The sequence below is a fragment of the Oleomonas cavernae genome (genome assembly GCF_003590945.1).
GTDB lineage: Bacteria > Pseudomonadota > Alphaproteobacteria > Zavarziniales > Zavarziniaceae > Zavarzinia > Zavarzinia cavernae.
The window spans coordinates 296,194-323,034 of sequence record NZ_QYUK01000011.1 but is presented as its reverse complement, the minus strand read 5'-3'; the positions used below and the strand labels follow the sequence as shown (position 1 = coordinate 323,034).

Annotated in this window: 13 protein-coding genes and 1 pseudogene; 5 read left to right on the top strand and 9 right to left on the bottom strand. The window is 61.9% G+C overall.

The window, feature by feature from the left end:
* Positions 1-631 precede the first annotated feature (631 nt).
* The 4 genes from D3874_RS29985 to D3874_RS05070 all read left to right on the top strand — a co-directional run bounded on the left by D3874_RS29985 (position 632) and on the right by D3874_RS05070 (position 13,536).
* The gene (locus tag D3874_RS29985) at positions 632-1,381 is read left to right on the top strand and encodes a hypothetical protein (RefSeq protein ID WP_158595841.1); all 750 of its coding nucleotides are present in this window, start codon (positions 632-634) and stop codon (positions 1,379-1,381) included.
* Positions 1,294-12,012, top strand: a complete 10,719-nt coding sequence (locus D3874_RS31080; protein ID WP_408899980.1) for a cadherin domain-containing protein — start codon at positions 1,294-1,296, stop codon at positions 12,010-12,012. The genes D3874_RS29985 and D3874_RS31080 overlap by 88 nt, the downstream gene beginning before the upstream one ends.
* A 20-nt stretch (positions 12,013-12,032) precedes the next feature.
* The gene (locus D3874_RS27855; protein WP_147385533.1) at positions 12,033-12,332 is read left to right on the top strand and encodes a hypothetical protein; all 300 of its coding nucleotides are present in this window, start codon (positions 12,033-12,035) and stop codon (positions 12,330-12,332) included.
* 88 nt (positions 12,333-12,420) lie between these two features.
* A complete protein-coding gene (locus D3874_RS05070) occupies positions 12,421-13,536 on the top strand; it encodes a calcium-binding protein (RefSeq protein ID WP_119777110.1) in 1,116 nt (371 codons plus the stop codon).
* A gap of 437 nt (positions 13,537-13,973) precedes the next feature.
* Here the strand turns inward: D3874_RS05070 and D3874_RS05065 are convergent, their stop codons facing one another.
* The 5 genes from D3874_RS05065 to D3874_RS05045 form a co-directional block, all read right to left on the bottom strand.
* On the bottom strand, positions 13,974-14,222 hold the full coding sequence (locus D3874_RS05065; RefSeq protein ID WP_119782131.1) for a hypothetical protein: 249 nt from the start codon (positions 14,220-14,222) through the stop codon (positions 13,974-13,976).
* A 2-nt stretch (positions 14,223-14,224) separates the two neighbouring features.
* Positions 14,225-15,883: an IS66 family transposase gene (tnpC, locus tag D3874_RS05060; protein ID WP_119777097.1), complete on the bottom strand. Its 1,659-nt coding sequence runs from the start codon at positions 15,881-15,883 to the stop codon at positions 14,225-14,227.
* 62 nt (positions 15,884-15,945) lie between these two features.
* Entirely contained in the window at positions 15,946-16,272 is a 327-nt protein-coding gene (tnpB, locus tag D3874_RS05055; protein ID WP_408899960.1) for an IS66 family insertion sequence element accessory protein TnpB, read from the bottom strand.
* Positions 16,273-16,289: 17 nt separating this feature from the next.
* Complete coding sequence (gene tnpA, locus D3874_RS05050; RefSeq protein WP_119777096.1) at positions 16,290-16,667, bottom strand: IS66-like element accessory protein TnpA; 378 nt, start codon at positions 16,665-16,667, stop codon at positions 16,290-16,292.
* 241 nt (positions 16,668-16,908) lie between these two features.
* Positions 16,909-17,997 carry a helix-turn-helix transcriptional regulator gene (locus D3874_RS05045; RefSeq protein WP_119777109.1) on the bottom strand — a complete coding sequence of 363 codons (1,089 nt, stop codon included), beginning with the start codon at positions 17,995-17,997 and terminating at the stop codon, positions 16,909-16,911.
* A gap of 172 nt (positions 17,998-18,169) precedes the next feature.
* Between D3874_RS05045 and D3874_RS05040 the strand changes: the two genes are divergently transcribed.
* On the top strand, positions 18,170-18,922 hold the full coding sequence (locus tag D3874_RS05040) for a Crp/Fnr family transcriptional regulator (RefSeq protein WP_119777108.1): 753 nt from the start codon (positions 18,170-18,172) through the stop codon (positions 18,920-18,922).
* An 8-nt stretch (positions 18,923-18,930) separates the two neighbouring features.
* Here the strand turns inward: D3874_RS05040 and D3874_RS05035 are convergent, their stop codons facing one another.
* The 4 genes and pseudogenes from D3874_RS05035 to rfbB all read right to left on the bottom strand — a co-directional run bounded on the left by D3874_RS05035 (position 18,931) and on the right by rfbB (position 26,829).
* Positions 18,931-19,911: an acetoacetate decarboxylase family protein gene (locus D3874_RS05035; RefSeq protein WP_147385532.1), complete on the bottom strand. Its 981-nt coding sequence runs from the start codon at positions 19,909-19,911 to the stop codon at positions 18,931-18,933.
* Complete coding sequence (locus D3874_RS05030) at positions 19,904-23,470, bottom strand: AAA family ATPase (protein WP_119777106.1); 3,567 nt, start codon at positions 23,468-23,470, stop codon at positions 19,904-19,906. Before D3874_RS05030 ends, D3874_RS05035 begins: the two co-directional genes overlap by 8 nt.
* 33 nt (positions 23,471-23,503) lie before the next feature.
* Positions 23,504-25,546 (bottom strand): NAD(P)-binding protein, encoded by a 2,043-nt coding sequence (locus D3874_RS05025; RefSeq protein ID WP_158595840.1) that lies wholly within the window; start codon positions 25,544-25,546, stop codon positions 23,504-23,506.
* A gap of 183 nt (positions 25,547-25,729) precedes the next feature.
* A pseudogene (gene rfbB / locus D3874_RS05020) lies at positions 25,730-26,829 on the bottom strand (dTDP-glucose 4,6-dehydratase).
* Between the last annotated feature and the right edge of the window lie 12 nt (positions 26,830-26,841).

Below are 26,841 nucleotides of genomic sequence, written 5' to 3'. Positions count from 1 at the left end.
GGGTCGTGATAGTCGCGCTGGCGGGCTACTCACCCTCAGCTCCTACACCATTCAGCGGGACAAGATCACTAAGGACCACTGAAGCCAGCCGAAAGGCGTGCGCGCCGTGCTTGACGGGCACCGCCTCGTCAACGATGCCAGCAGCCTAGCGATGATCTCCGGAGGAAAGCCGCATTTGGTTCAGCATCTATCCGTTTAAATATTGGCTGCGTAGTGATTTGGACTGCCGAATTGACATATTTATTTTATCGATTGCTGCTGCAAGAGCGCGAATTAGATGCCCCAATACTTTATTGATACTAATGTGATTTTGGATTTTTGCCTTGATCGCGGGCGCCTGCATCCGACGAGGCGGCTCCTCAACGCGGGAGTGTCCGGCCGTCGTTCGCCTGACTTAAGCCCCCGCCTCCAAACGGCGGCAGATGAAGGCGACATGTATTAATAAAATCAATGTCTTGAGATCCGATCCCATCCCGTGGACACGCTCTTTCCGTTGATTGCCTCATGCGCCCAATTTGGTTCGATTAGAGTAATTGCGATCACCCGAACGGGGGTCGTGCGAGGACCGATCTCCCCAGAGGATTTGCGCGGGGAGGCGACCGCACACTCGCCGCGAGGGGGATTTGGGACGATGAATATCAATTTCGCAGATATCACTGGCCAGACGATCCCATTCGACGCGGCTAATGACACGATCTATGTCGATGGCTTTTCAGCAGCCCACCTATCCTTCTCAAGCAATGGGGCAGATCTTACGATCTATCTCGGTGGCCAATGGGCGACACTATTGGCGACTGATTTCGCCGCCCTCGGCGCAACCTCATTCAGCTTCGAAAACGGCTCGATCGCGGATTTTGGTACTGCAGCAGACGATGTGGTCATTGGCAGCGAGGAGGCGGACCGGCTCGACCTATCCCGGGGCGGGGCCGATCAGGTCGATGCCGGCTTTGGCACCGATCTAATTGTTGTCGGAGCAGCCCTTTCGGCCGACGACGAGATCCGGGGCGGCCCCAGCCGCTATGAATGGTCCTATGAGGAAGACGTCCTCGTTGTCAGCGGCGCCTACGATAGCCCCGTCGCCCTTGCAGCAACAACAGTCACAGGTGTTGAGAAATTCTTCTTCGAGAGCGGAACCTCTATCGATTTGGCCCTGGCCGACGAGACAGTGGGCACGACGGGGCTGGGCCATCTGCTCCTGGATGGTAGCGCTCTGGGGCAATCTGACCGTCTGCAGATCGATGGCAGCGCCGTATCGAGCGGCTGGATCACTGCCTTGGGGGCCTTGGATCCGACATCTTTGTCGGTACCCAGCTGGGAGACCATCTTGATGGTGGTGATGGCGAAGATACGCTCTTCGGCGGCGACGGCGACGATACGCTGATAGGTGGTCTTGATGCCGATGTAATGGATGGCGGGACAGGAGAAGACGTCTTCCGCTTCGGCTTCGGCATTCCCCGTAGCGAAAGCTCGCCGACCACCGTCGATACGATATTGAACTTCGACGGAGCCGGCGTGGAAGGCGGTGACCGTATCGAGTTGCCGTCGTTTTCCGGTAACCTTCCGCTTTATTTTGGCGGCAATTGGGACTTCAAGTTTGAAGGGGCCCCAGATGATGGCGTCGTACCTGAAACCTTTTGGGTGGGCGACGGCCTCGTCGATGTGATCTGGAAACAAGACGGCAGCGATGTGCTCGTTTGGGTCGACGCCAACGACGATGGTCAACTCAGCGAAGTAGATATCGTTATCCGGATTGCAGCAATCGATAACCTCTCGGTGGCTGATTTCATTGACAATTTCCCGGCTTGGCGCGGGACAGACGCAGCCGACATCATATCCCTCAATGATTTCAGCAATCTTGCCTACGCGCTTGGCGGTGATGACGACATCGATGCCGCGGGTGGCGACGACACTGTATATGGCGATTCTGGTGACGATGTTCTGTCTGGCGGGGATGGCGGGGACCAGCTCTATGGCGGCTCTGGCGATGACACGCTGAGCGGCGGGAACGATGGGGACACGCTCTATGCTGGCACGGCGGAGTACTGGGGCGGCGACGACGCTGGCTCGCAGAACACGCTGAACGGCGAGGCGGGGAATGACAGCCTCAATGGTGGCGGGGGCCGGGACACGCTGAACGGCGGAGCGGATGACGACTACCTCACGGGCCGCGACAACGACGACACGCTGCGGGGCGAATCCGGCAATGACACGCTTTACGGCGACAATGGCGAAGACCGGCTTGACGGCGGCGTGGGCGACGACGGCCTGGATGGCGGGGATCAGAACGACATCCTGGTCGGTGGCAGCGGCAATGACGGGCTGACGGGTGACGATGGCGACGACGTGATCTCCGGCGGTGATGGTGACGATTACATCATCGGCGATATCTCGTATGGCGGTAGTGGCCAGGATCAATTGACCGGCGGGGCGGGCGGCGATGTCTTCCGGTTCGTGGGATCGGCCTCGGTAGCGGCGGCGCCGGATGTGATCACGGACTTCCGGCGGGGTGACGGCGACAAGCTTTTCCTGTGGGGCGACTATTATTGGAGCGATACCGACGGCCGCCTGGACAACAAGCCGCTGGTGTTCCGGGGCGAGATCACAGGGGTTTCGTCGCTGGCGCTGGGCGACGCGCTGCCGGGCGAAGATATTGGTGCCGGCTTCTCGCAGGTCTGGTGGTGGCGCGACCCGTCGGAGGCTGGCCGCATTCTGGTGGTGATCGACCGCAACGACGACTTCGTGCTGTCGGGCGACGACTTCATGCTGGAGCTGCGGACCGATCCCGCGGACCTGCCGTCACTGGAGCTCACCGACTTCGTCGATGGCAACTTCCGTGTGCTGTTTGGGACGCCTGGCGCGGATACGGTGATCGGCCTGCCGCCGACGGAATACAACGACACGATCTATGGTGTCGGTGGTGACGATGTGTTGTCGGGCCTTGGCGGCGACGACACGCTGCACGGCGGTGATGGCAACGACAATCTCGATGGCGGCGAAGGCAACGACACGGCTCGCGGCGATTCTGGTGACGATGTTCTGTCTGGCGGGGATGGTGGGGACCAGCTCTATGGCGGCTCTGGCGATGACACGCTGAGCGGCGGGAACGATGGGGACACGCTCTATGCTGGCACGGCGGAGTACTGGGGCGGCGACGACGCTGGCTCGCAGAACACGCTGAACGGCGAGGCGGGGAATGACAGCCTCAATGGTGGCGGGGGCCGGGACACGCTGAACGGCGGAGCGGATGACGACTACCTCACGGGCCGCGACAACGACGACACGCTGCGGGGCGAATCCGGCAATGACACGCTTTACGGCGACAATGGCGAAGACCGGCTTGACGGCGGCGTGGGCGACGACGGCCTGGATGGCGGGGATCAGAACGACATCCTGGTCGGTGGCAGCGGCAATGACGGGCTGACGGGTGACGATGGCGACGACGTGATCTCCGGCGGTGATGGTGACGATTACATCATCGGCGATATCTCGTATGGCGGTAGTGGCCAGGATCAATTGACCGGCGGGGCGGGCGGCGATGTCTTCCGGTTCGTGGGATCGGCCTCGGTAGCGGCGGCGCCGGATGTGATCACGGACTTCCGGCGGGGTGACGGCGACAAGCTTTTCCTGTGGGGCGACTATTATTGGAGCGATACCGACGGCCGCCTGGACAACAAGCCGCTGGTGTTCCGGGGCGAGATCACAGGGGTTTCGTCGCTGGCGCTGGGCGACGCGCTGCCGGGCGAAGATATTGGTGCCGGCTTCTCGCAGGTCTGGTGGTGGCGCGACCCGTCGGAGGCTGGCCGCATTCTGGTGGTGATCGACCGCAACGACGACTTCGTGCTGTCGGGCGACGACTTCATGCTGGAGCTGCGGACCGATCCCGCGGACCTGCCGTCACTGGAGCTCACCGACTTCGTCGATGGCAACTTCCGTGTGCTGTTTGGGACGCCTGGCGCGGATACGGTGATCGGCCTGCCGCCGACGGAATACAACGACACGATCTATGGTGTCGGTGGTGACGATGTGTTGTCGGGCCTTGGCGGCGACGACACGCTGCACGGCGGTGATGGCAACGACAATCTCGATGGCGGCGAAGGCAACGACACGGCTCGCGGCGATTCTGGTGACGATGTTCTGTCTGGCGGGGATGGTGGGGACCAGCTCTATGGCGGCTCTGGCGATGACACGCTGAGCGGCGGGAACGATGGGGACACGCTCTATGCTGGCACGGCGGAGTACTGGGGCGGCGACGACGCTGGCTCGCAGAACACGCTGAACGGCGAGGCGGGGAATGACAGCCTCAATGGTGGCGGGGGCCGGGACACGCTGAACGGCGGAGCGGATGACGACTACCTCACGGGCCGCGACAACGACGACACGCTGCGGGGCGAATCCGGCAATGACACGCTTTACGGCGACAATGGCGAAGACCGGCTTGACGGCGGCGTGGGCGACGACGGCCTGGATGGCGGGGATCAGAACGACATCCTGGTCGGTGGCAGCGGCAATGACGGGCTGACGGGTGACGATGGCGACGACGTGATCTCCGGCGGTGATGGTGACGATTACATCATCGGCGATATCTCGTATGGCGGTAGTGGCCAGGATCAATTGACCGGCGGGGCGGGCGGCGATGTCTTCCGGTTCGTGGGATCGGCCTCGGTAGCGGCGGCGCCGGATGTGATCACGGACTTCCGGCGGGGTGACGGCGACAAGCTTTTCCTGTGGGGCGACTATTATTGGAGCGATACCGACGGCCGCCTGGACAACAAGCCGCTGGTGTTCCGGGGCGAGATCACAGGGGTTTCGTCGCTGGCGCTGGGCGACGCGCTGCCGGGCGAAGATATTGGTGCCGGCTTCTCGCAGGTCTGGTGGTGGCGCGACCCGTCGGAGGCTGGCCGCATTCTGGTGGTGATCGACCGCAACGACGACTTCGTGCTGTCGGGCGACGACTTCATGCTGGAGCTGCGGACCGATCCCGCGGACCTGCCGTCACTGGAGCTCACCGACTTCGTCGATGGCAACTTCCGTGTGCTGTTTGGGACGCCTGGCGCGGATACGGTGATCGGCCTGCCGCCGACGGAATACAACGACACGATCTATGGTGTCGGTGGTGACGATGTGTTGTCGGGCCTTGGCGGCGACGACACGCTGCACGGCGGTGATGGCAACGACAATCTCGATGGCGGCGAAGGCAACGACACGGCTCGCGGCGATTCTGGTGACGATGTTCTGTCTGGCGGGGATGGTGGGGACCAGCTCTATGGCGGCTCTGGCGATGACACGCTGAGCGGCGGGAACGATGGGGACACGCTCTATGCTGGCACGGCGGAGTACTGGGGCGGCGACGACGCTGGCTCGCAGAACACGCTGAACGGCGAGGCGGGGAATGACAGCCTCAATGGTGGCGGGGGCCGGGACACGCTGAACGGCGGAGCGGATGACGACTACCTCACGGGCCGCGACAACGACGACACGCTGCGGGGCGAATCCGGCAATGACACGCTTTACGGCGACAATGGCGAAGACCGGCTTGACGGCGGCGTGGGCGACGACGGCCTGGATGGCGGGGATCAGAACGACATCCTGGTCGGTGGCAGCGGCAATGACGGGCTGACGGGTGACGATGGCGACGACGTGATCTCCGGCGGTGATGGTGACGATTACATCATCGGCGATATCTCGTATGGCGGTAGTGGCCAGGATCAATTGACCGGCGGGGCGGGCGGCGATGTCTTCCGGTTCGTGGGATCGGCCTCGGTAGCGGCGGCGCCGGATGTGATCACGGACTTCCGGCGGGGTGACGGCGACAAGCTTTTCCTGTGGGGCGACTATTATTGGAGCGATACCGACGGCCGCCTGGACAACAAGCCGCTGGTGTTCCGGGGCGAGATCACAGGGGTTTCGTCGCTGGCGCTGGGCGACGCGCTGCCGGGCGAAGATATTGGTGCCGGCTTCTCGCAGGTCTGGTGGTGGCGCGACCCGTCGGAGGCTGGCCGCATTCTGGTGGTGATCGACCGCAACGACGACTTCGTGCTGTCGGGCGACGACTTCATGCTGGAGCTGCGGACCGATCCCGCGGACCTGCCGTCACTGGAGCTCACCGACTTCGTCGATGGCAACTTCCGTGCGATCGTCGATGTGGCGGGGGCGAACTCTCTTGAGGGCAGCCCCTATGACGATTTGCTTTATGGCGTCGGCGGCAATGACATCCTGGCCGGCCATGCCGGGAACGACACACAGTTCGGCGGGATTGGCAATGATCAACTGCTGGGCGGTGATGGGTACGATTCGCTATATGGCGAGAGCGGCGATGATGTGCTCAACGGTGGTTCTGATGGGGACACGCTCCGTGGCGGCTCTGGCGATGACACGCTGAGCGGTGGGAACGACGGCGATGCGCTCTACGCCGGCACGGACTACTGGGGCGGTGGCGACGCTGGTTCGCAGAACACGCTGAACGGCGACGCCGGGAATGACACGCTCGTCGGTGCCGAGGGCCGCGACACGCTGAACGGCGGGGCGGATGACGACTACCTCACGGGCCGCGACAACGACGACACGCTGCGGGGCGAGTCCGGCAACGACACGCTTTACGGCGAGGCTGGCAACGACACGTTGATGGGTGGCAAGGGTGACGACGGGATCGACGGCGGCAGCGGTGTCGACGTCGCGGTGTTCTCAGGCGATCTGGGGGACTACGCCATCGCGGCGAATGGCGACGGCAGCTTCACGGTAACCGACCAGCGCGCGGGCGGCGACGGCAGCGATCGGCTGCTGAGCGTGGAGCGCCTGCAGTTCGCCGACCAAGTGTACCAGCTTGACGAGGCTCCGGTGGATCTGGCGCTGTCGGGCACGACAATCGTGGACGATGCGGACGCCTGGACCGAGGTCGGCGTGCTGTCGGCGCAGGATCCCGAAGGCGAGGCAGTGACCTTCGAGATCGTGTCGGCGAGCGTGGACGCGTTCTGGATCAACGGCGACCGGCTGCTATTGCAGGACGGCGTGACACTGGACCATGCGACGACGCCGGCGATCACGGTGTCGATCCGGGCGGTTGACCCGGCGGGCCTGGAGACGGTCGAGGACTTCATGATCAGCGTGCTGGACGGCAACGAGGCGCCGGAAGCGCCGGTGCTGTTCGGCGACCAGATCGACGAGAACGCGGACACCGGCACGGTGGTGGGCTGGGTGAACGCCAGCGATCCGGATGATGACCCGCTGACCTATGTGCTGCTGGACGATGCGGACGGGCGCTTCGCGATCGACGGCGACAGCCTGGTGGTGGCCGGGGCGATCGACTACGAGGCGACGCCGACCCTGTCGGTGACGGTGGCGGCGGTCGATCCCGACGGCGTGCAGACACAGTCCACCGTCACCATCCAGGTCGGCGATGTCCAGGAAGACTTCGTGGGGACGGCGGGCGACGACACCCTGGTCGGCGGTCTCGGCAGCGATCGCCTGTATGGCGAGGCTGGCAACGACACGTTGACGGGTGGCAAGGGGGACGACGAGGTCGACGGCGGCAGCGGTGTCGATGTCGCGGTGTTCTCCGGTAACCTGGCCGACTACGCCATCACGGCGAATGGCGACGGCAGCTTCGCGATTACGGACCAGCGCCAGGGCGGAGACGGCAGTGACTGGCTCGGGAGCGTGGAGCGCTTGCAGTTCGCTGACCAAGTGTACCAGCTTGACGAGGCGCCGGTGGATCTGGCGCTGTCGGGCACGACGATCGTGGACGATGCGGCAGGCTGGACCGAGGTCGGTGTGCTGTCGGCGCAGGATCCAGAAGGCGAGGCAGTGACCTTCGAGATCGTGTCGTCGAGCGTGGACGCGTTCTGGATCAACGGCGACCGCCTACTATTGCGGGACGGCGTGACGCTGGACCATGCGACGACGCCGGCGATCACGGTGTCGATCCGGGCAGTCGACCCGGCGGGCCTGGAGACGGTCGAGGACTTCACGATCAGCGTGCTGGACGGCAACGAGGCGCCGGAAGCGCCGGTGCTGTTCGGCGACCAGGTCGACGAGAATGCAGACGCCGGCACGGTGGTGGGCTGGGTGAATGCCAGCGATCCCGACGACGACCTGCTGACCTACGTGCTGCTCGACGATGCGGACGGCCGCTTCGCGATCGACGGCGACAGCCTGGTGGTGGCCGGGGCGATCGACTACGAGGCGACGCCGACACTGTCGGTGACGGTGGCCGCGGTCGATCCCGACGGCGTGCAGACACAGTCCACCTTCACCATCCAGGTCGGTGACGTCAACGAGGCGCCGGAAGCGCCGGTGCTGTTCGGCGACCAGGTCGACGAGAATGCAGAGGTCGGTGCTGTTGTCGGCTCGCTGAATGCCAGCGACCCCGACGACGACCCGCTGACCTATGTGCTGCTCGACGATGCGGACGGCCGCTTCGCGATCGACGGCGACAGCCTGGTGGTGGCCGGGGCGATCGACTACGAGGCCACGCCGGCCCTGTCGGTGACGGTGGCCGCCGTCGATCCCGACGGCGTGCAGACGCAGTCGACCTTCACTATCCAGGTCGGTGACGTCAACGAGGCGCCGGAAGCGCCGGTGCTGCTCGGCGACCAGGTCGACGAGAATGCGGGCGCCGGCACGGTGGTGGGCTGGGTGAATGCCAGCGATCCCGACGACGACCCGTTGACCTATGTGCTGCTCGACGATGCGGACGGGCGCTTCGCGATCGACGGCGACAGCCTGGTGGTGGCCGGGGCGATCGACTACGAGGCGACGCCGACACTGTCGGTGACGGTGGCCGCGGTCGATCCCGACGGCGTGCAGACACAGTCGACCTTCACCATCCAGGTCGGTGACGTCAACGAGGCGCCGGAAGCGCCGGTGCTGTTCGGCGACCAGGTCGACGAGAATGCAGAGGTCGGTGCTGTTGTCGGCTCGCTGAATGCCAGCGACCCCGACGACGACCCGCTGACCTATGTGCTGCTCGACGATGCGGACGGCCGCTTCGCGATCGACGGCGACAGCCTGGTGGTGGCCGGGGCGATCGACTACGAGGCCACGCCGGCCCTGTCGGTGACGGTGGCCGCCGTCGATCCCGACGGCGTGCAGACGCAGTCGACCTTCACTATCCAGGTCGGTGACGTCAACGAGGCGCCGGAAGCGCCGGTGCTGTTCGGCGACCAGGTCGACGAGAATGCGGACGCCGGCACGGTGGTGGGTTGGGTGAATGCCAGCGATCCCGACGACGACCCGCTGACCTATGTGCTGCTCGACGATGCGGACGGCCGCTTCGCGATCGACGGCGACAGCCTGGTGGTGGCCGGGGCGATCGACTACGAGGCCACGCCGGCCCTGTCGGTGACGGTGGCCGCCGTCGATCCCGACGGCGTGCAGACGCAGTCGACCTTCACTATCCAGGTCGGTGACGTCAACGAGGCGCCGGAAGCGCCGGTGCTGTTCGGCGACCAGGTCGACGAGAATGCGGACGCCGGCACGGTGGTGGGTTGGGTGAATGCCAGCGATCCCGACGACGACCCGCTGACCTATGTGCTGCTCGACGATGCGGACGGCCGCTTCGCGATCGACGGCGACAGCCTGGTGGTGGCCGGGGCGATCGACTACGAGGCGACGCCGACGCTGTCGGTGACGGTGGCCGCGGTCGATCCCGACGGCGTGCAGACACAGTCCACCTTCACCATCCAGGTCGGGGATCTCGGTGACGAGATCGTGGGTACGGATGGTGACGACATTCTGATCGGTACCGAGCAAGGTGACACCATCCGAGGTTTGGCCGGCGATGATGTGCTCGACGGCCGCGAGGGCAACGACACATTGATCGGTGGCACGGGCGATGATGATTACATCGTCGGCGGCGCCTTCGATGTGGTGGTCGAGGCTGCTGGTGAGGGGACGGATACGGTCGAGAGCCGCGTGACTCATGTGTTGGCGGCCAATGTGGAAAACCTGACTTTGACAGGGTCAGCGGCGATTGGCGGCACGGGCAATGCTCTTGCTAATACCCTCACCGGCAATGCCGCGGCGAACCGTCTGGATGGCGGTGCTGGTGAGGACGTGCTGCGGGGCGGTGCAGGCAATGACACCTATGTCGTCGACAACGCCGGGGACTCTGTAGTCGAAGCCGTGGGCAAGGGTCGTGACAGGGTTGAAAGCAGCGTGAGCTATGTGCTCGCCGACAATGTGGAGACCCTGGCCTTGACCGGTGTGCTCGCGATCGACGGAACGGGCAATGCACTGGCGAATACGATCTCAGGCAATGCTGCGGCGAATCGGTTGGACGGCGGCGGAGGGGCCGACACGCTATCGGGTGGCCTTGGCGACGATACTTATGTTGTCGATGCGACCGATACAGTTGCCGAGGCGGCGGAGGCCGGTATCGACACGGTGCAGGCAGGCTTCAGCTACAGTCTGGGCGCCAATCTCGAGAACCTGATACTCGCAGGTTCGGCGGCCATCAACGGCCAGGGCAACGACCTCGCCAACGCGATCACGGGCAATGATGCTGCCAATATCCTGAATGGCGGCGGTGGCGGCGATCTACTCTCGGGTGGTGGTGGAGCCGATACGCTGTCGGGTGACCTTGGCGACGATACCTATGTCGTCGATGCGAGCGATACGATCGTCGAGGCGGCGGACGCCGGAACTGACACGGTAAAATCAGGCATCAGCCACATCCTAGGCGCTAATTTTGAGGATTTGGTCCTGACCGGAACGGAGGCCATCGACGGGACTGGCAACGAATTGAACAACCAGCTCACGGGTAATGCCGCAGCCAACGTACTGAATGGTGGCGATGGGAATGACACGCTGGCAGGTGGGGACGGTACCGATACCCTCGTGGGCGGCCTGGGTGACGACAGCTATATCGCCGACGGGACTGACACGCTTGTCGAGCGCAAGGGCGAGGGTGCGGACACGGTGCTGACGGCGTTGGCGAGATTTACCCTAGCCAACAACTTCGAGAATCTGACCTATATCGGGATCGAAGATTTCACCGGCAGCGGCAACAGCGCGGTGAATGTTATTCGAGGTGATGCCGGCAACGACCAGCTGTCGGGCGGGCGTGGAGCGGACACGCTGGTTGGCGGTTTAGGCAATGATACATATGTCATCGATAATCTTGGCGACACGGTGGACGAGACAGGCGGTGACGGTATCGACTTGGTCGAAACTGCGGCGACCCACACCCTCTCGGCCGGGGTGGAGAATCTCGTACAGCTGGGCGGTGCAACGACTACCGGCACCGGCAATGATCTGGCCAACACCATGACCGGCAACAATGCCGACAATCGCCTTTACGGGATGGGCGGTGACGACACGATCGCGGGTGGAAATGGAAATGATACGTTGAAGGGTGGCGACGGCAACGACGATCTGCGGGGTGGCGCGGGCGACGACACACTGCAGGGCGAGTTGGGCAATGATATCCTCGACGGTGGCGCTGGTAGCGACAGTCTGCGTGGCGGCGGCGGCGACGATGTCTACATCCTTGACAGCACGCTCGACACTGTCAGCGAGGCCGGCGGCGGCGGCATTGATACGGTGCGCACTGCCTTTTCCTATACCCTCGCCAATGGGTTTGAGAACCTTGTGATTACCACAAGCCAGGCAGTGTCTGGTACGGGTAATGCGGCGGACAACGGCCTGACAGGCGGCAACGGGGCCAACGTCCTGCTGGGTCTGGGTGGGTCGGATCTGATCAGTGGTGGCGGTGGCGCGGATACGATCGACGGCGGTATCGGCTCGGATATCCTTGCGGGCGGAACGAGCAACGACCTGTTTGTCTTCAGCGCTTCTCAGGCCAATGGCGATATGGTGTTGGATTTCCTCGGCAACGGGGCCTCGGTGGGTGACACCATTCGCTTTACGGGGTATGGCGCGGCAGCGGATGGTGCAACCTTCGTACAGGTCGATGCCAGCCACTGGCAGGTGAACTCAGCTGATGGCTTAGTTCACGACACAATTACCTTCGCCAATGCAGCTGCCATCCACTCAACCGACTATGTCTTCGTGTAACCTTTCTTGGGCCACAACCCATGTTCACCGTAAAAAAGGTGAGCATGGGTTGGCGTCATGAGAATTGGAGCGATCAACTCGATGTGCGTTCATTGCGCCCGCACTTGACCTTGGCAACCACGGCGTTCATCGGTGACGGTCCCATTGTTCACTGGGCCTTTCATAATAACCCGACATACGCTGATCCTGTTGAAGATCAACGGGAAACCACCATCACCTGCCTCACGTCCCAGGGCACGATCAACCCCAAGCCGAAGAAAAAGCTCCGGCCGGTCACCCGATCGGATGAGGATCGACCTTCGAAAGGCTCCCTAAAATAGTGCCGCATACCAAATTGGTTTGCGGCATCGCTGCGCTGCTGACAGTTACGTCGAAGGCGTGCCAGGCAGCTATTTGGAGGGGGATCCTATGGCGACTTTCACCGGAACATCAGGTGCCGACAATTTCATCGGCACCAACACCGCTGCGGATACTTTCAGGTTCGCGGCGAGTTTTCTAACCAATACCGACACCGTAACCGGCGGGCTGGGCACCGTCAGCGACATCTTGGAGCTAACATCTGCCGGCGATGTCTCAGCAGCAGATCTTGCCCATGTCTCGGGGATTGAGACAGTGCGGATGTTCGCTGGTGCCGCCATCGATTTGACAGCCCTGATGGCGACGACCTCGCGCACCGGCACGATCACCGTCGCTGGAAGCTCCGGCGATGACACCGTATATGGTTACAACATATCCGATCCATCCAACCGCCTCAGCTTCACCGCAAACTCCGGCGACGACATCTTCGTTGGAGGCAGTGGCGGCGATGTCGTGAACATCTCCGCCAATCAGCTCAATGCTCGCGACATCTTCTCAGGCGGCGCCGGCACCGATACGCTGAAGCTGTCGAGCGCCAGCATCCTGGACGCGACTGATCTGTTGAATGTCTTTAGCTTCGAGCGCATCCAGCTTGCGGACGGCAGCAACTCAATTGCCCTTAGCCAGGCGATGGTGGGCTCTACCACCACTGGCTCCCTGACCGTGATTGGCGGCACGGGCAACGATACCGTTGACGCATCCGCCGTGACGGCTACGGGTTCGCGCGTGTCCTTCGACGGCGGCGCCGGCGACGATACTTTCGTCGGTGGTTCTGGCAACGATGTAATCGATGCGGGCACGGGAGACAACGAGATCATTGGCGGCGCGGGCACCGACTCGATCACCCTCTCTACCGACGGCGTCGACACGATCCACTACAACTTTCTGTCCGAAAGCGGGTCGCGCGCTGGCGACACGATCCGAGGGGCCACGGGCCTCCTTGATGAGACAGACTTCTTCCTGGCCTTCAACGAAACCGAGTTCTCTGTGAACGGCGCCTTGGACACAATCGTAACCGATGATGGCTCCTCGCCGATCGGGCCGGGGGGCCGATCGATGGTGCCGACTTCGTTCTCTATGATGCGACCGCCACCGGCGACTACCTACGCACCTCGGCGCAGGTCGACGACTACTTCTTTGATCGTTACTATGAAGCATCGGGCGTAGGCGCCTTCCTTGCCACGCTCAACGCCGATAGCTCGATCACAGTCTACTACGATGCCGACGCTTTCGATTCTGGCGGTGTCGTGATGTTGGCCAAGATCGAGAACTACGCCGGCGCGTTCGCGGATTTCGTCTCGGACAACGTCTTGCTGGTCTGAACTGCCAAGGCATCTCTCCGCTTCGGCGGGGAGATGCCCTCATCGCCAGACCCAAAGGCGGTTCGATGCCGTCGCCCGGGTCGGAGGTTCTCGACGTCAACAATTGGATCAAGATTATTGGGGCCTGCCAGCAAAGCGTGTTGGGCGGAATCGGCCCACGCAATAGCCGTGGATGGGCAGGTTTCCGCCATTTCCTCCGGATTCTTTTACTCGATTTTTGGCAGTAGCTTGTCCGGCTGCCGCAGGGCATAGCTAAAGCTCAGGTTCATCGTAACCGGCCGCTCAAGGCCCCTGAGGGGTTTCGTTTGAGCGAGCGCTTTGTTCGTTCTCCCGGTGGATTTCTATGATTTGCCGGAGGTTTTCGATGCCGAAATCGGTGAAGGCTGGCGTGCAGTCGTCGCCCAGGCCGTAGACGGAGATGATCCCGTCCTCGGGTTCCATCTCAAGGCAGATATCATGCAGCCAGTCCTCGTCCTCACCCAGCATTTCAGCGACCCGGGCAAGCGTGTGGAGATGGGTGATCGCCGCCATGGTCAGGCGGCCTGGCGCTGCGCGGTCAAGGGCGTCCAATTCCATGGCAGGAGTTCGGAGAGGCGAGTGACGATGTGGTCGTTGATGCGCGCCAGAACATCGGCGAGATAGGCCTCGGGATTGAGCCCCGCGAGCTTGGCGGTCTCGATGATCGTCATGGCGTCGGCGATGGTCTCTCCTCCGGCATCGGATCCGGCGAACAAAAAATTCTTCCGTCCGATTGCGATCGGCCTGATCGCCCGTTCGGCGGCGTTATTGTCAATGGCGACGCGGCCATCCTCCAGGAAGAGAGTGAAGGCGGACCAACGCTTGAGGGCGTAGCGCATGGCCATTGCCAGGTCGCCCTTGATCGAACCGCCCTTGCCCGGTATCTGCGCCAACTGGGCTTCACACCATGTCCGGAAGTGCTCGGCCCGAGGCCGGCTGTGGTCCCGGCGAACTTGATGACGGACCTCGGCGGCGCGACCGGCAATGTCACGTTCGATATCATAGAGGGCACCGATACGGTCGAGCGCCTCCTTGGCAATCGAGGAGCCCGTCATCTTCCACACGTCATGGAAGTCACGGCGTAAGTGCGCCCAGCATGCGGCCTCCCGGATCCGCGATGCCCCGTCTTCTCCAGGGGCGTAGAGCTTCTTGAATCCGCCATAGGCGTCGGCCTGCAGGATCCCATTGAAGCTGCCGAGGTGGCGCTGGGGGTGTTCGCCCTTGCGGTCGGGCGAGAAAAAGTAGGCGGCACCAGGTGGATCCCCGCCGCCCCATGGCCGGTCGTCACGCACATAGACCCAGATACGGCCCTCCTTGACACCACGAACCATTGGATCGGCGGTACGACGCGACGGGTCCAGCACTTTGATCGGCGTGTCGTCCACGTGCAGCCGATCGGCGCCCAGGACCTCGGTCTTGATCAGGTTGATTACTGGCCGGAGTGTCGCCACCCCTGCACCACAGCCGTCGATAAGGGTCGATCGCGGAATCTCCGCCCCAAGGCGGGCAAAGATCTCAGCCTGCCGATACAACGGCAGCTGATCGTCGAACTTCGAGACGATGATATGAGCAAGAAGGTTCGCCCCCATCATGCCACGCCGGAGCGGCCGCGTCGGGGCAGCCGGCTGAACGATCTTCTCACAGCACCGGCAGGACTTCTTGAGGCGGGCGGTCTCGACCACCTTCAGCTTGGCGGCAATGTAGTCGAGGATCTCCGATACATCCTCACCGACCAGGCGCAGGGCGCCGCCGCAATCGGGGCAGTGTTCACCGGGGTCGAGCACGATGCGCTCACGTGGTGTATCGGCGACGACCCGGGGCTTGCCGCGCCGGCGTGGCGCAGGCCGGCCATCTGATAGCTGATCACCATCAGGCACCAACGCGCTGTCATCTGGGGCATTGTCATCGGGCATGGCAAGCGTGCCGGCCGCGGCCATGGCAACTTCGAGATCCTCAAGGGCGAGTTGGAGTTGCTCGATCTCCCGTTCGATCTTCTCCGAGCTGACCCCGAACTTCTGTCGTTTTAGCCGCGCAATGCGGATCTTGAGTGCCTGCACCAAGGCTTCGTAGGCGCGCGCCGAGGCGGTTAACCGCGCCACTTCTTCGCGCTGCGCGGCAATGATTGCCTTCAGCGCGGCGGGATCGTCGGGGAGAATGTCGGGGACTAGCGACATGGCTGATGGTACCGCGAAGTGGCGCCCCACAAAAGCCTTATGTCATTGAATCATATCAATAATCAACCAACCCTGTCGGGTGGCGAGGTCCAAGTCGGACGGCGCCAGTCGATGCCTTCCCACAACATCGCCAACTGCGCCGAAGTCAGGTTCGCCGCCCCTTCGGCCGGCGACGGCCAGGGGAAGCGACCCTTCTCCAGGATCTTGTAGTAGAGGCAGAAGCCTTGCCCATCCCAGTGCAGAAGCTTGATCCGGTCTCCCCTGCCGCCACGGAACGCGAAGACCGCTCCCGATCGGGTGTCCTGCTTCAGCACGTCCTGCGCCTTGGCCACCAAGCCGCCTATGCCTTTGCGCATGTCGGTCACGCCGCAGGCCAGGTAGACCCGCACGCCAGTGCCCGGCCCGATCACGGCGCCTCGGCAAGGCGGATCATGCGCTGTACGATAACATCTGGAACGTCAGAGGCGACACGCACGCTGCGGCCATTCCGCACCACGATCTCGACTTGGTATCCATGCACCAAGTCGGCATCGCCGCCACGCTCGGTACGACCATCGTCGCTGGATATCTCGACCGGGAGAAACACCGTTGCCACGGTCGGCAGGTCACCCTTGGCCTGAAGCTCTCTTCGCCATTGATAGATGTGCTGGCGGGTGAGGTCGTGCCGACGCGCCACTTCCGCCACGGACACTCCTTCGGCTCCTGCCTCGTCGACAATCCGCCGCTTCTCCGCGATCGCCCATCGCCGGCGCCGCTCTGGCCCGGTCAGGATATCCTGCCGCATCGTTCACCCCGCTGACGACGTCACTAACGACGTCGTTAACGACGTAATCTAAACCGCTACAGTCAGCCACTGAAGGCGGCCTAAATCGGCCGATTACGGTTCATCGGCGACTTCTTCGTTATCGCCGAGCGCCAAGGCCGTGGCTTGGAGCGAACAGGGCGGGGAACCGGTAACAAACTTCGGCACCATGCCCCTGATTAATTAGCAACCCATGATTCGTGAAAAAATTTCAAATATTTGGTTACACCGTTAAATTTATTTGCGCACGCGCGAGCAACCCCACAAGCTCGGCCTGTCTTGTTGTTCCAGTCTTCGAGAATATTGAACGTAACTGCGATCGGATCGTTTCCCGGGATTTCCCATGAGTCCTGGCGATGGTCTCGATCGTACCGCCGGAGGCGATGCCTCCGGCAACCTTTGCCTCCATCGGGGAGAGATCGAACAGTCCTTGGAGGATCGGTGCGGGCGGCGGCGCACCACATTCGAGTGGCGTTACCACTAGGATAGCCACGGCCCGAGCAAAAATATCGCCGGCTTCACGCCTCACCGGGACGAGTCTCAAAACCAGAGCTGGGCCTTCCTCGCTCACGGGCACAGGAATGGCTACCGGCACGGCAACCGCGGTCGACACAAGTCGTGATACCTCTTGGTCCAGCAGCTTCGCCGCGGGGCGATATGATACGCCAACGCGACCGAATGCGCGTGCGACAAGGCGGCCGCGCAGGTCTTCGAACAAGGAATTGACCGCCATAACACGCCCGTCATCCCCGATAACTGCCGCTGGCAAGCCCAACACCTTGAGGATCCGCGAAGCTGTTTGTGCCTGCTCGGTGCCGAGCCGCTCAGAAATCTGTACCGCCTGAGCAAAATGGAACCGATAGGGATCCAGCACCCTAACCAGTGATGGATCGACAGGGCCCGCTTCAAGTAGCCGCTCTACGCTGAGGATCATCGCCCCCTGATCGCGTGAAGGGATGGCCGAAACCAGTGACCAGCCCAGCCCGAACTTACGCAGAAAATCGACGTAAAAGGTGTCATGCTCAAGCTCTTCTGGACTATAGAGCTCATTGTCGGCGACAAAGCCAGGATAAAGCAGCGCCGCCGCGCGTGCCGCCCTGGTATCACAGGTCCACCAACCGCCATCCATATACGCCTTTATCACCGGTTCGACGCTCGGCGTCCCGATCCAGCGCGTCGAATTCTTGCGAGAAACCAAGGCGGCACCGAAGCTTCCAGACAGCCGTGCCAGCCCCTTCAAAGCCTCTGGCCAGAGGCTTGGTAGCCACGCTGCGGCGTAAATTTCGTCAGCCAAGCGCTCTCGCTCGCTCATGGGGGACCGCCATCAGAAACGCTGCCAACTCGTTCAGATAGTTGGTCGAGGGGGCAGCAGCGTTATTGTCGGTACGAACATGGTCTGCTTACGCGGAACACAATGTGGTAAAACCCACAAAGAGCCATTTGTCGGCGGATGATCGATAACATCGGATGCAGGGGAGCGAGTCATGCATGCCGGTCGCGTACTGGAAACGACCACGCATCTTTCAGATGGCGATAGCAAAAAAATAATGAAGATAAAACTCTTCGACGCGATAGACGTCGAGGCGAACCGCATTGTTGGAAACACCACCGTCTGGACCAAATACGACCCCGGCAATTACATCGTCATGCAGGGCGATTCATCGACTCACGTCTACTTCATCGCAGAAGGCCGCGTCAGGGCTAATTTTCTCTCAAGCGACGGCAAGGAGGTCAGCTTCTCCGACTTTGGCCCCGGCGACATTATCGGGGAGTTCGCTGCCATCGACCACGCGCCTCGCGCCTCCAATGTTGTCGCTTTAACACACGTTGAAGCTGGACGAATGGATGCGGCCAACTTTCAGAAGCTGATACGGGACCATCCGGGCATCGCCTGGAGACTGATGGAACTCCTCGTGGCCAAGGCGCGAGCCCTCTCTGAACGAGTGGCGGAATTCAGCGTCCTGGCTGCCCGCCACCGGCTTCAGCATGAGATCATCAGGATGGCGGGAAAGGGCAAGCCCCAGTCAGGACGGATCGTGATCAGCGATTTCCCTACCCACCAGGAACTTGCCAACCGAATTAGTTCGCATCGGGAGGCCGTCACCAGGGAACTTGGCCTCCTCGCAGCCGACAACATCATCGTCATTAAACGTGGCGCAATCGAGATCCTAGACATCGAGCGGCTTCAGCAAATTGCCCGGCATTTCGACACCGGCCGCGGCGGCGATCAGCAGTAGGTGCTGCCTCAACAGCCATCAGATGTGAACTGGCAAAGTGTCGAACCGAACCCAACCGTGAAATCCAAAGACATCTGCATGGCCAAGGTGGCCTCGCGGCCATCAGGGATACCCAAATCCGCAGATATTGGGTGGCTAGCCGATCCGGCGACGACGAGGCGTGTCTTGGTTCGGGGAAGTCTCACCGAACCGACCGAATCCGTACTGACCGTCACCGCGGTAACCGCCTGATAGCAGGCACGGTTTGCGCTTTCGTGATCGCGGAACTGCTTGAGGAAGATCATGGGCATGCCGATGTAGGGCAGAAAGGCGTCCCCCGACAGCGGCAAAACAAAAATATCGTCGGGCAGGAAGGCATCAAAGATTTGCCACATCGCGGCCGCAACTTCAGCTGTCGTTGTGGTCTCGATCGCTGGCTCCTCTGAGGTGGCACGATTGCTACTTACTGCGAAGAGCCGTTGCACCCTCCCCTCCGCATCCGGGGCGAATTTCGTGAAGTGCTCCGTGTCGACTGTGAAATCCATTGGCTGCGGGCCGCCGCTGCCGCGATGTACCACGCCCATCGTCTTTGGATAGCCAAAGACCTCGCGACCACCGCTCAGCGCAGAGCCTGAATCAACGAACATATAAGTCGGGAGCCAGTAGACTTTCCAACGGCCCGGCGCATCCGCCAATCCGCCGACCACCGGAATCCAAAAGCCGATATCCGTTTCGCGCACGAACCCCTTGCTCTTGTCTATCGGGTCGGCAGAGGACATCCGATCGACATAGAGGGCGGTAAGCAGCACATAGGGCGCCACCACTCTGAAACGCAGGCGACCCGTGGAGGGATCATTCAGGCACCTGTCGCAGGTGCGCTGCAAAGCTCGCCTGTCCGCTTCAAACAAAAAGCCGTTCATGTGCGCACCCCTGGCACGGTAGGGAATTCTGCCAACGGAATTGCCGGGCAGTTCCACAAATGCCGGCAAGCGATCTTCTTTGTTACTCATCCTTCCCCTCCCATCTTGCAAGATCAGGAAAATCGCGCTCCACCATTGCCCTCTCCTGAGGCATGCCGTAGGTGTCGGCGAGCAGGATTGCCTTGCGGGCGAAGCGCAAACTGCGCCGTTGGTTGCCCTTCGCTCTCTCGAACAACGCCCTGACGAAATGGGCGCGCGGTCTGCCCATCGGCAGGATCACCCCAAACCGCTCCAATAATTTGACGGCCGGTGCGGCGGCCGACCGCCTGCGTGCATCGACATCGTCGGGCAACTCATAAGAATTCGATGCTTTCGACAGGATCTCCGCCGGACGAGCATAGCCTTCGAGCGAGCTGAGGTTCGTCGGCGGTATCGTACGGGCCAGCGCATAGCCCTCCAACGCCAGATTCACGGCATCGACCTTCCGCCCCAACAGGTCGGCAACAGCGGCGCGCAGGCCGATTACGATCAAACGCGATTGAGCATCGCCCGACGAAGCCAGGAGCGCACTTGCGCTTGTGAGGAGGCTTTCTGCCTCTTCAGGCCGCCCCAGAGCGATCAATGACTGCGCGCGACCATAGTCTCCCCAGGCCGTATGAAGGACGTTGCCTCGGTCCCGCGCACGGAGACCGAGTTGCCCGAAGCGTTGCACCCCACCCTCAGGCATGCCGTTGTAATGGTCGGTCAGCGCTTCGAGTGTCAGGATCATCTCTCCCAAATGCGGCTCCTCTGGGCCGCGGTTGAGCGCTGTGGCAAGCGCCAAACTCTCGCGGGCCTCGGGCCACCTGCCGAAAGCCATGGCATGAACGGCTGTCGCAGCCGCGACGTAACCGGCCGGTGAGGATTTCGGGCTTTTCGCCAAGCGTCGGTTGGCATGGGCCAGCAGCGCCCTGCGCAAAGGGGCCAAGCGGGCGAGTCCCAGGATATAAGTAAACACTGCATAGGCTCTCGCTTCCGCCAGGTAGCCACTCGTATTGCCGGGAGCCAAGATCACGGAGACCAGCGACGAGTAGATCAACGGGCCCGTCTCACCCTTGAACTGCGAGAGTTCGGCTCGCAGAGAATGCGCAAGCAAGAACGCACTACGGGCACGATTCCCCGCATGGGCCAGCGGTGATGACGAAGCCCCCATCAGTTTGCCTAACGCTTTGATCCAAGCTCTCTTTTTATGCAGTGCGATGTGGCGGCCAAACAGATGCAATGCTTCGTCTATTAGGTTGCCGGCCAGCGTCAGATCGCCAAGGCCCCAGTAGGCCTGAGCTCTCTTTACCTTCCACTCGATTTGCCGGCGAACTCGACAAGGTGCAGACACCGTCGCCGCAGCAAGATTGGCTTCCGCCCGGTCGAAAAGATGAATCGATGCTCGATAACTGCCGGCAGAGAGGAGCGCGTTGGCCGCGGAGCCCAATTTGATTGCCGCACGCGCCGGATACTCGCATCGGCGCCAATAGGCAGCGTGCAGTGCCGGTGGCAGCCGCCGCCGCAAGGAACCTCGCTGGGCATACCGAGCCAGATGCTCATTGATACGCCTGAATGCACCTTTCGGCATGCTTTTCAGCACCGCTAAGGCGATTAATTGGTGAGCCACCTGAAAACTTGGGATGCTATGCGCATCGAGCCGCACGACAAGTCCTTCCGTAATCAACAAGTCGAGCACGGCAGGAAAGTCACTGCCGACAGCCCACCTTGAGGCTAGGCCTTCCAACTCTTGTGCTGGCAAAGCGATGCCGGCGGCCGACAATAACCTGAGAGCGACAAGGGCTGGCCTTGTCAGCCACGACAGGCGCTGCTCGACAATACTGGTAAGGGCTGGCCGCCGCCTATGCACACCATGCCGCTTCGCCTTCATGCGCCGCCGGCGCCGTGTCGCCGAATTGGCCATCTGAATCAAGAATAGGGGGTTGCCGTTTCCCAACCTGATCAATTCCGACTCGATCGTCCCGTGGCCTGGAGGCAGAAATGCGCGATAGAGGACCATAGCCTCCGACTCTGACAATGGTTTTAGTTTGATCGTGGCGTAGTCCTGGAACACCTCGTGGGCAACCGAGGACCGCTCGATCGGACGCGCGGCTGTCAGTACGAGAAGGCGGTCGCCCGCTTGTAGTGTCCTGCGCAGAAGCGCATCGGTCTCGTCGTCACACCATTGGTAGTCATCCACCACAAAGGCGACCTGCCCCCGTTGCAGTGCCGCAAGGAGCAGGCAATCCAAAATCTGCCGCTTGGCACTGGACTGCCAAGGTCCCGGCTCCACCGGTTCATTGAGGCCGGCATCAATGTCCAACAATTGAGCGGCCAAAGGCCAGAGCACCCTGGCGAGGCCAGCGTCCGCGCAGGCCTCCAAGAAGGCTGCCACTGGATTGCTTCCTTGCCACAACGTGAACAGGAGGCTGCCCACAAGACGCGCTGCCGCTTCGAACGGTCTGTGCGCGTCCTCAGCAAGGCATCGGACCGAGGCGCACGCGAATGTTGCAGAAAAGCCTTCACATGCAACATCCAGAAGCCGCGATTTTCCAACTCCCGCCACCCCTTCGACTCTGATCAAGCGGCAGGCACCGTTTGACACCTCATGAGCCGCTCGGCGTATCGTCTCGATCTCCTTCATCCGCCCAACGAAAGGGGTCTCACGTATGACGGGAAGCCGCGCACTCATGCGGGCCCGGGCCGCGGTCTCACGATCGAGTCGTATCCCAGACGGTGCATAGGCGAGCCGCTTGGCAGCCCGGTTGACGGCCATGCCATGCACTGTCAAGCGTGACACGCCATCAATCTCGATAGGGCCGGAATAGACAGAACCAGAAGAAATGCTGACGACCAATTTACTGCCGACTTCAGACATCTGAGGGATTACAGGCCTGAATGCAAGTATCAGATTGGCCTCCACCCCCAATCGCTGCGGAAACGTCATGCAAGCAATGATGCCCTTTGCTTCCTGCGTTACCTTGAACAGGATTCCTCCGTGTCGGCTGCAAATGTCGGCAAGCAGGAGGATCGCCTGTATCAATCTTGGGTCATCTTGCGAGAAGACCTCGGCACCGCCGATCCGACAGAAGGCAACTATCGAGCGCGCCAGCGACGCTTCGCCGAGCTTGCGGTCGAGGATTGCCTCGTCCGACCCAATCCATCGTGTTGCATTGACTGCATTGCGTGGAACCGCCCCAGCGACTAGCCGCCTGTGAAGTTCGGCAACCGCTGGGCCTGTCAGGAAGCTCTGCCCCCCTGGCAAGGGGAGCGGCAGTTCCACGTTCCAGAAAAGCCCGGAGCAGCTTGCCGAGCGCACCGGAAAGCCGCCCGACTCTTTGGTAAACAACGCGGCCAGCTTCGCCGCAGTCGCCTCTGCGTCGTCGATTTCAGGAACAGATGTCTCGGTGGCCCGCCTGGTCAGAAGAAGGCAATCTCCCAGAACGTCGCCAAAGCCGTAACCGCGCGCCCTGCCGGCGTGGACAACCGCGCGAAACCCGTTGCCAAGCCTGTCGGTTGCTTCCTCAAAGCCATGAACGCCCTTAGCGGCCGACAGATCCGCAACAATGCGCGTGAAGCCGCTCACGTCGAACCCGAGCAGGGTGCCCCGGTCACCCGCCCCGGCGATCATCGATGCAAGCCCGCCGGAAGCGGCGGCCCGCAGTCAGGGGAAGTCCGTCTCACCATAAATATATTGAGGCAGGCCTGAAATTGCTCGGCAAGCCTGCAGACCGGATGTGACTGCAGATTCGACGGCGCCGACATTGGTTCCGGTACGAGTCCAGTCGCCAACGACAAAGAAATTGTCGAAGCCGAAGCCATCTACCTTGGGGCGTGAGGCAATGCTCCCCTTGGTCGACAATGCATAGCGCTCAGAAGGACTTATGTTTGCCCGAACATGGACATGGGCGCCCAAGTCGTCCTGGAAGTCCCCGCTGCCATCGTCCGGGAGGTCGGGCAGCAGGCGGTTCCGCAGGTATCGATTCCAGATTTTCTCTGCCGCGCGAGCACGCGCGGCTTCGAGTTTGTCAAAATTGCTGTCTGGCCGCGCCGGTTCGTGCGGATTGCGCGGGAAGGGCCCGCAGGCATAGCTCAAGTGATGGACCTCTTTTCCGGGCTGATACGATTCTTGCGGCAGGAGGAAGCTCATGTCGCACCAAGTACTCGCCGGCAGCACATAGCCCGTTATCAATGGCAATTCTGTCTCGTTGCCCAGATGCGAGGTTGATTCGCGAAACCAATATTGCATTGCAATAGTCGGTGAGGTCCGTTGTTTCGCCACGAAATCGGACCACCCAGGAACATTGGCGCTGAACTGCGGGCAAAGATGCTGAAGGGCAGCTATCGGGATGCCTGAAAGGACAATGTCAAAATGCTCGTGCGCCCGATACTCGAAATCAGTTTCGATTTCCCTATCCTCGTACCACCAGGATTCGAAATCGGGCGAATTCATTGGCCAGTCCGGCTTGGCCTGAAGCTGTTCGAAACGCGGAGTCGACGGCCAGTACCGCCGCCCATCGGAAGCCATGGTGGCGATGGGATCATAGGCATCGAGACCCTGCATCAGCGGCGCCTGAACCTTACCTGCGACAAGACCAATCGAACGTCTATCGCCGTCCATCTCGATCCGGGTTACTTTGTGGAAGAAGTGGAACCGAACACCACGTCGACGCAGCACCTCGAACAATGGCAAGATGACAATCTCGCCCATCCCGCCTTTCATGTGGAAGAACACCGCGTCGTGGTAGGTTACAATGAGACGCAACATGCCGCGAATGGCAACCCCTGCCGCGAAATTTTTCCCGTTCTCGTGTCCATCTTCATAGGCAAAGGCGTAGTCGTAGCCCGAGTTCACAAAGGTTGATTTCAGCAGGCCCTTCGAAGCGCCGTGTCCGTCGAGCCATTCGAGCGCATCACGATCATCGAGCCGGTCGAAGCCGTGTAGGAACACCTTGTCGGCGATGAACCCGGCACCAAGGATAGCCACCAATTCCAGAAGAATGAGCAGGTCGCCGACGGCAATGCCACTTGGGTTAGTGCCTGAAGGCCGATGCTCTTCCGCCAGCAACCGTGCATATCCCGCGAGCTTCTTGAAGTTCTGGATCAAGGTAGCATCGTCTGCCGTATCGGCGGGGCCTAACTTGTAGGCGCGCAACTGCTGTTGGACTTGCCTCAAGGTGACGAGGAGCCAAACGCCTTCTTCCGGCGCGCTATCCCCCGCCGTTTCGGCGAGAGGAACCACGACATCATTGGGGTATGCCGCCTGCAACAAGCCCACGATCATGTCGAGGGCGGCCTCGAGCAAGGCCTTCGGCGTGGCTTCAGTCGGATCCACCCCGGGCTTGCCACGCCTTTTGGGGAACTTGAATGGCTTCTCTTTCCAGTCTGCGCCGGTTCGCTGCATCAGGGAGAATTTGTTATGCGAGAAAACCGACTGACTGAGTGGCCTTCCACCCCATGCCTCGTAGCAGGCGATCAGCATCCGAAAGGTGTTGTGATAAAACCCGCCGAGGATATGCAGGCCGTGTTCAAAGTTCCTAAAGTTATTTTCAGGATCGCGGCTACTGGCGCACTTGCCACCCGCGCGCCAACCTTGCTGCAGAACTGTGATCTCGAAACGGTCCTGCCAAGCCGGCTGCGAAGTTATCTCAAACAGCGCCGACAGAACCGCCATGCCGCTGCCCAGCACCAGGATCCTTGTTTTCACGAGCCCCGATCCCCCAAGTGCGCAGTAAGCGGTGCGCCAATATACCATCCGGTAAATCAGCCTCTGCGTGCAGATATAACCCCGCGACCGGGAACCGGTCTACTATTAGGATAAAGTGCCGGTGACAATTCACCGCGCGATTGAGGCAGACAACTCGGTGCCCGGCGGTGCCCGGTTGAGGACCTATCCCGCCAGCCCTAAGCGCTCGCCGCCATAGCGCGAGGCCTCGATGGCGCGCCACCAGGGTTCGTTCTCCAGGTACCAGGCGACGGTCGCGGCCATGCCGGTCTCGAAGCTCTCGCGCGGTTCCCAGCCCAGTTCGCGGCGGATCTTGGCGGCGTCGATGGCATAGCGCTGGTCGTGGCCCGGCCGGTCGGTGACGAAGCCGATCTGCGCGGCATGAGGCTTGCCGTCGGCGCGCGGGCGCAGCCCGTCCAGGGCGGCGCAGATCGTCTCCACCACGGTCAGGTTGGTGCGCTCGGCATTGCCGCCGACATTGTAGGTCTCGCCCACCCGGCCCTTGTCGAACACGGTGCATAGGGCGCGGACATGGTCATCGACGTAGAGCCAGTCGCGGACATTGTCGCCCTTGCCGTAAACGGGCAGCTTCTCGCCCGCCAGGCCCTTGATGATCATCAGCGGGATCAGCTTTTCGGGGAATTGGTGGGGGCCGTAATTGTTCGAGCAGTTGGTGAGCACCACCGGCAGGCCGTAGGTGTGGTGCCAGGCCATCACCAGATGGTCCGAGGCCGCCTTGGAGGCCGAATAGGGCGAGCGCGGCGAATAGGGGGTTTCCTCGGTGAAGAAGCCGGTCTCGCCCAGGGAGCCGAAGACCTCGTCGGTCGAGACGTGGTGGAAGCGGAAGGCGGCCTTGCGCTCGGCATCCAGCGTCCGCCAATAGGCCAGGGTCGCCTCGAGCAGGCTGTAGGTGCCGACCACATTGGTCTCGACGAAGGCGCCGGGGCCTTCGATCGAGCGGTCGACATGGCTTTCCGCCGCCAGGTGGATGACCACGTCGGGGGCATACTCAGCCAGCAGGCCGGCGAGCAGCGCACGGTCGCCGATGTCGCCCTGGACGAAGCGATAGCGCGGATTGCCCTCGACGCCGTGCAGCGAGGTCAAGGTGCCGGCATAGGTCAGCTTGTCGAGGTTCAGCACCTGATCGTGAGGGCGCTCGGCGATGATGTGACATCTAGGCCTGAGCCGATGAAGCCGGCGCCGCCTGTTGCCAAGATCAGAAAGCGCCGCGCCAACTCGTGGAACCAGCGGTAGACCGTAAGCATCCGGTGAGGACC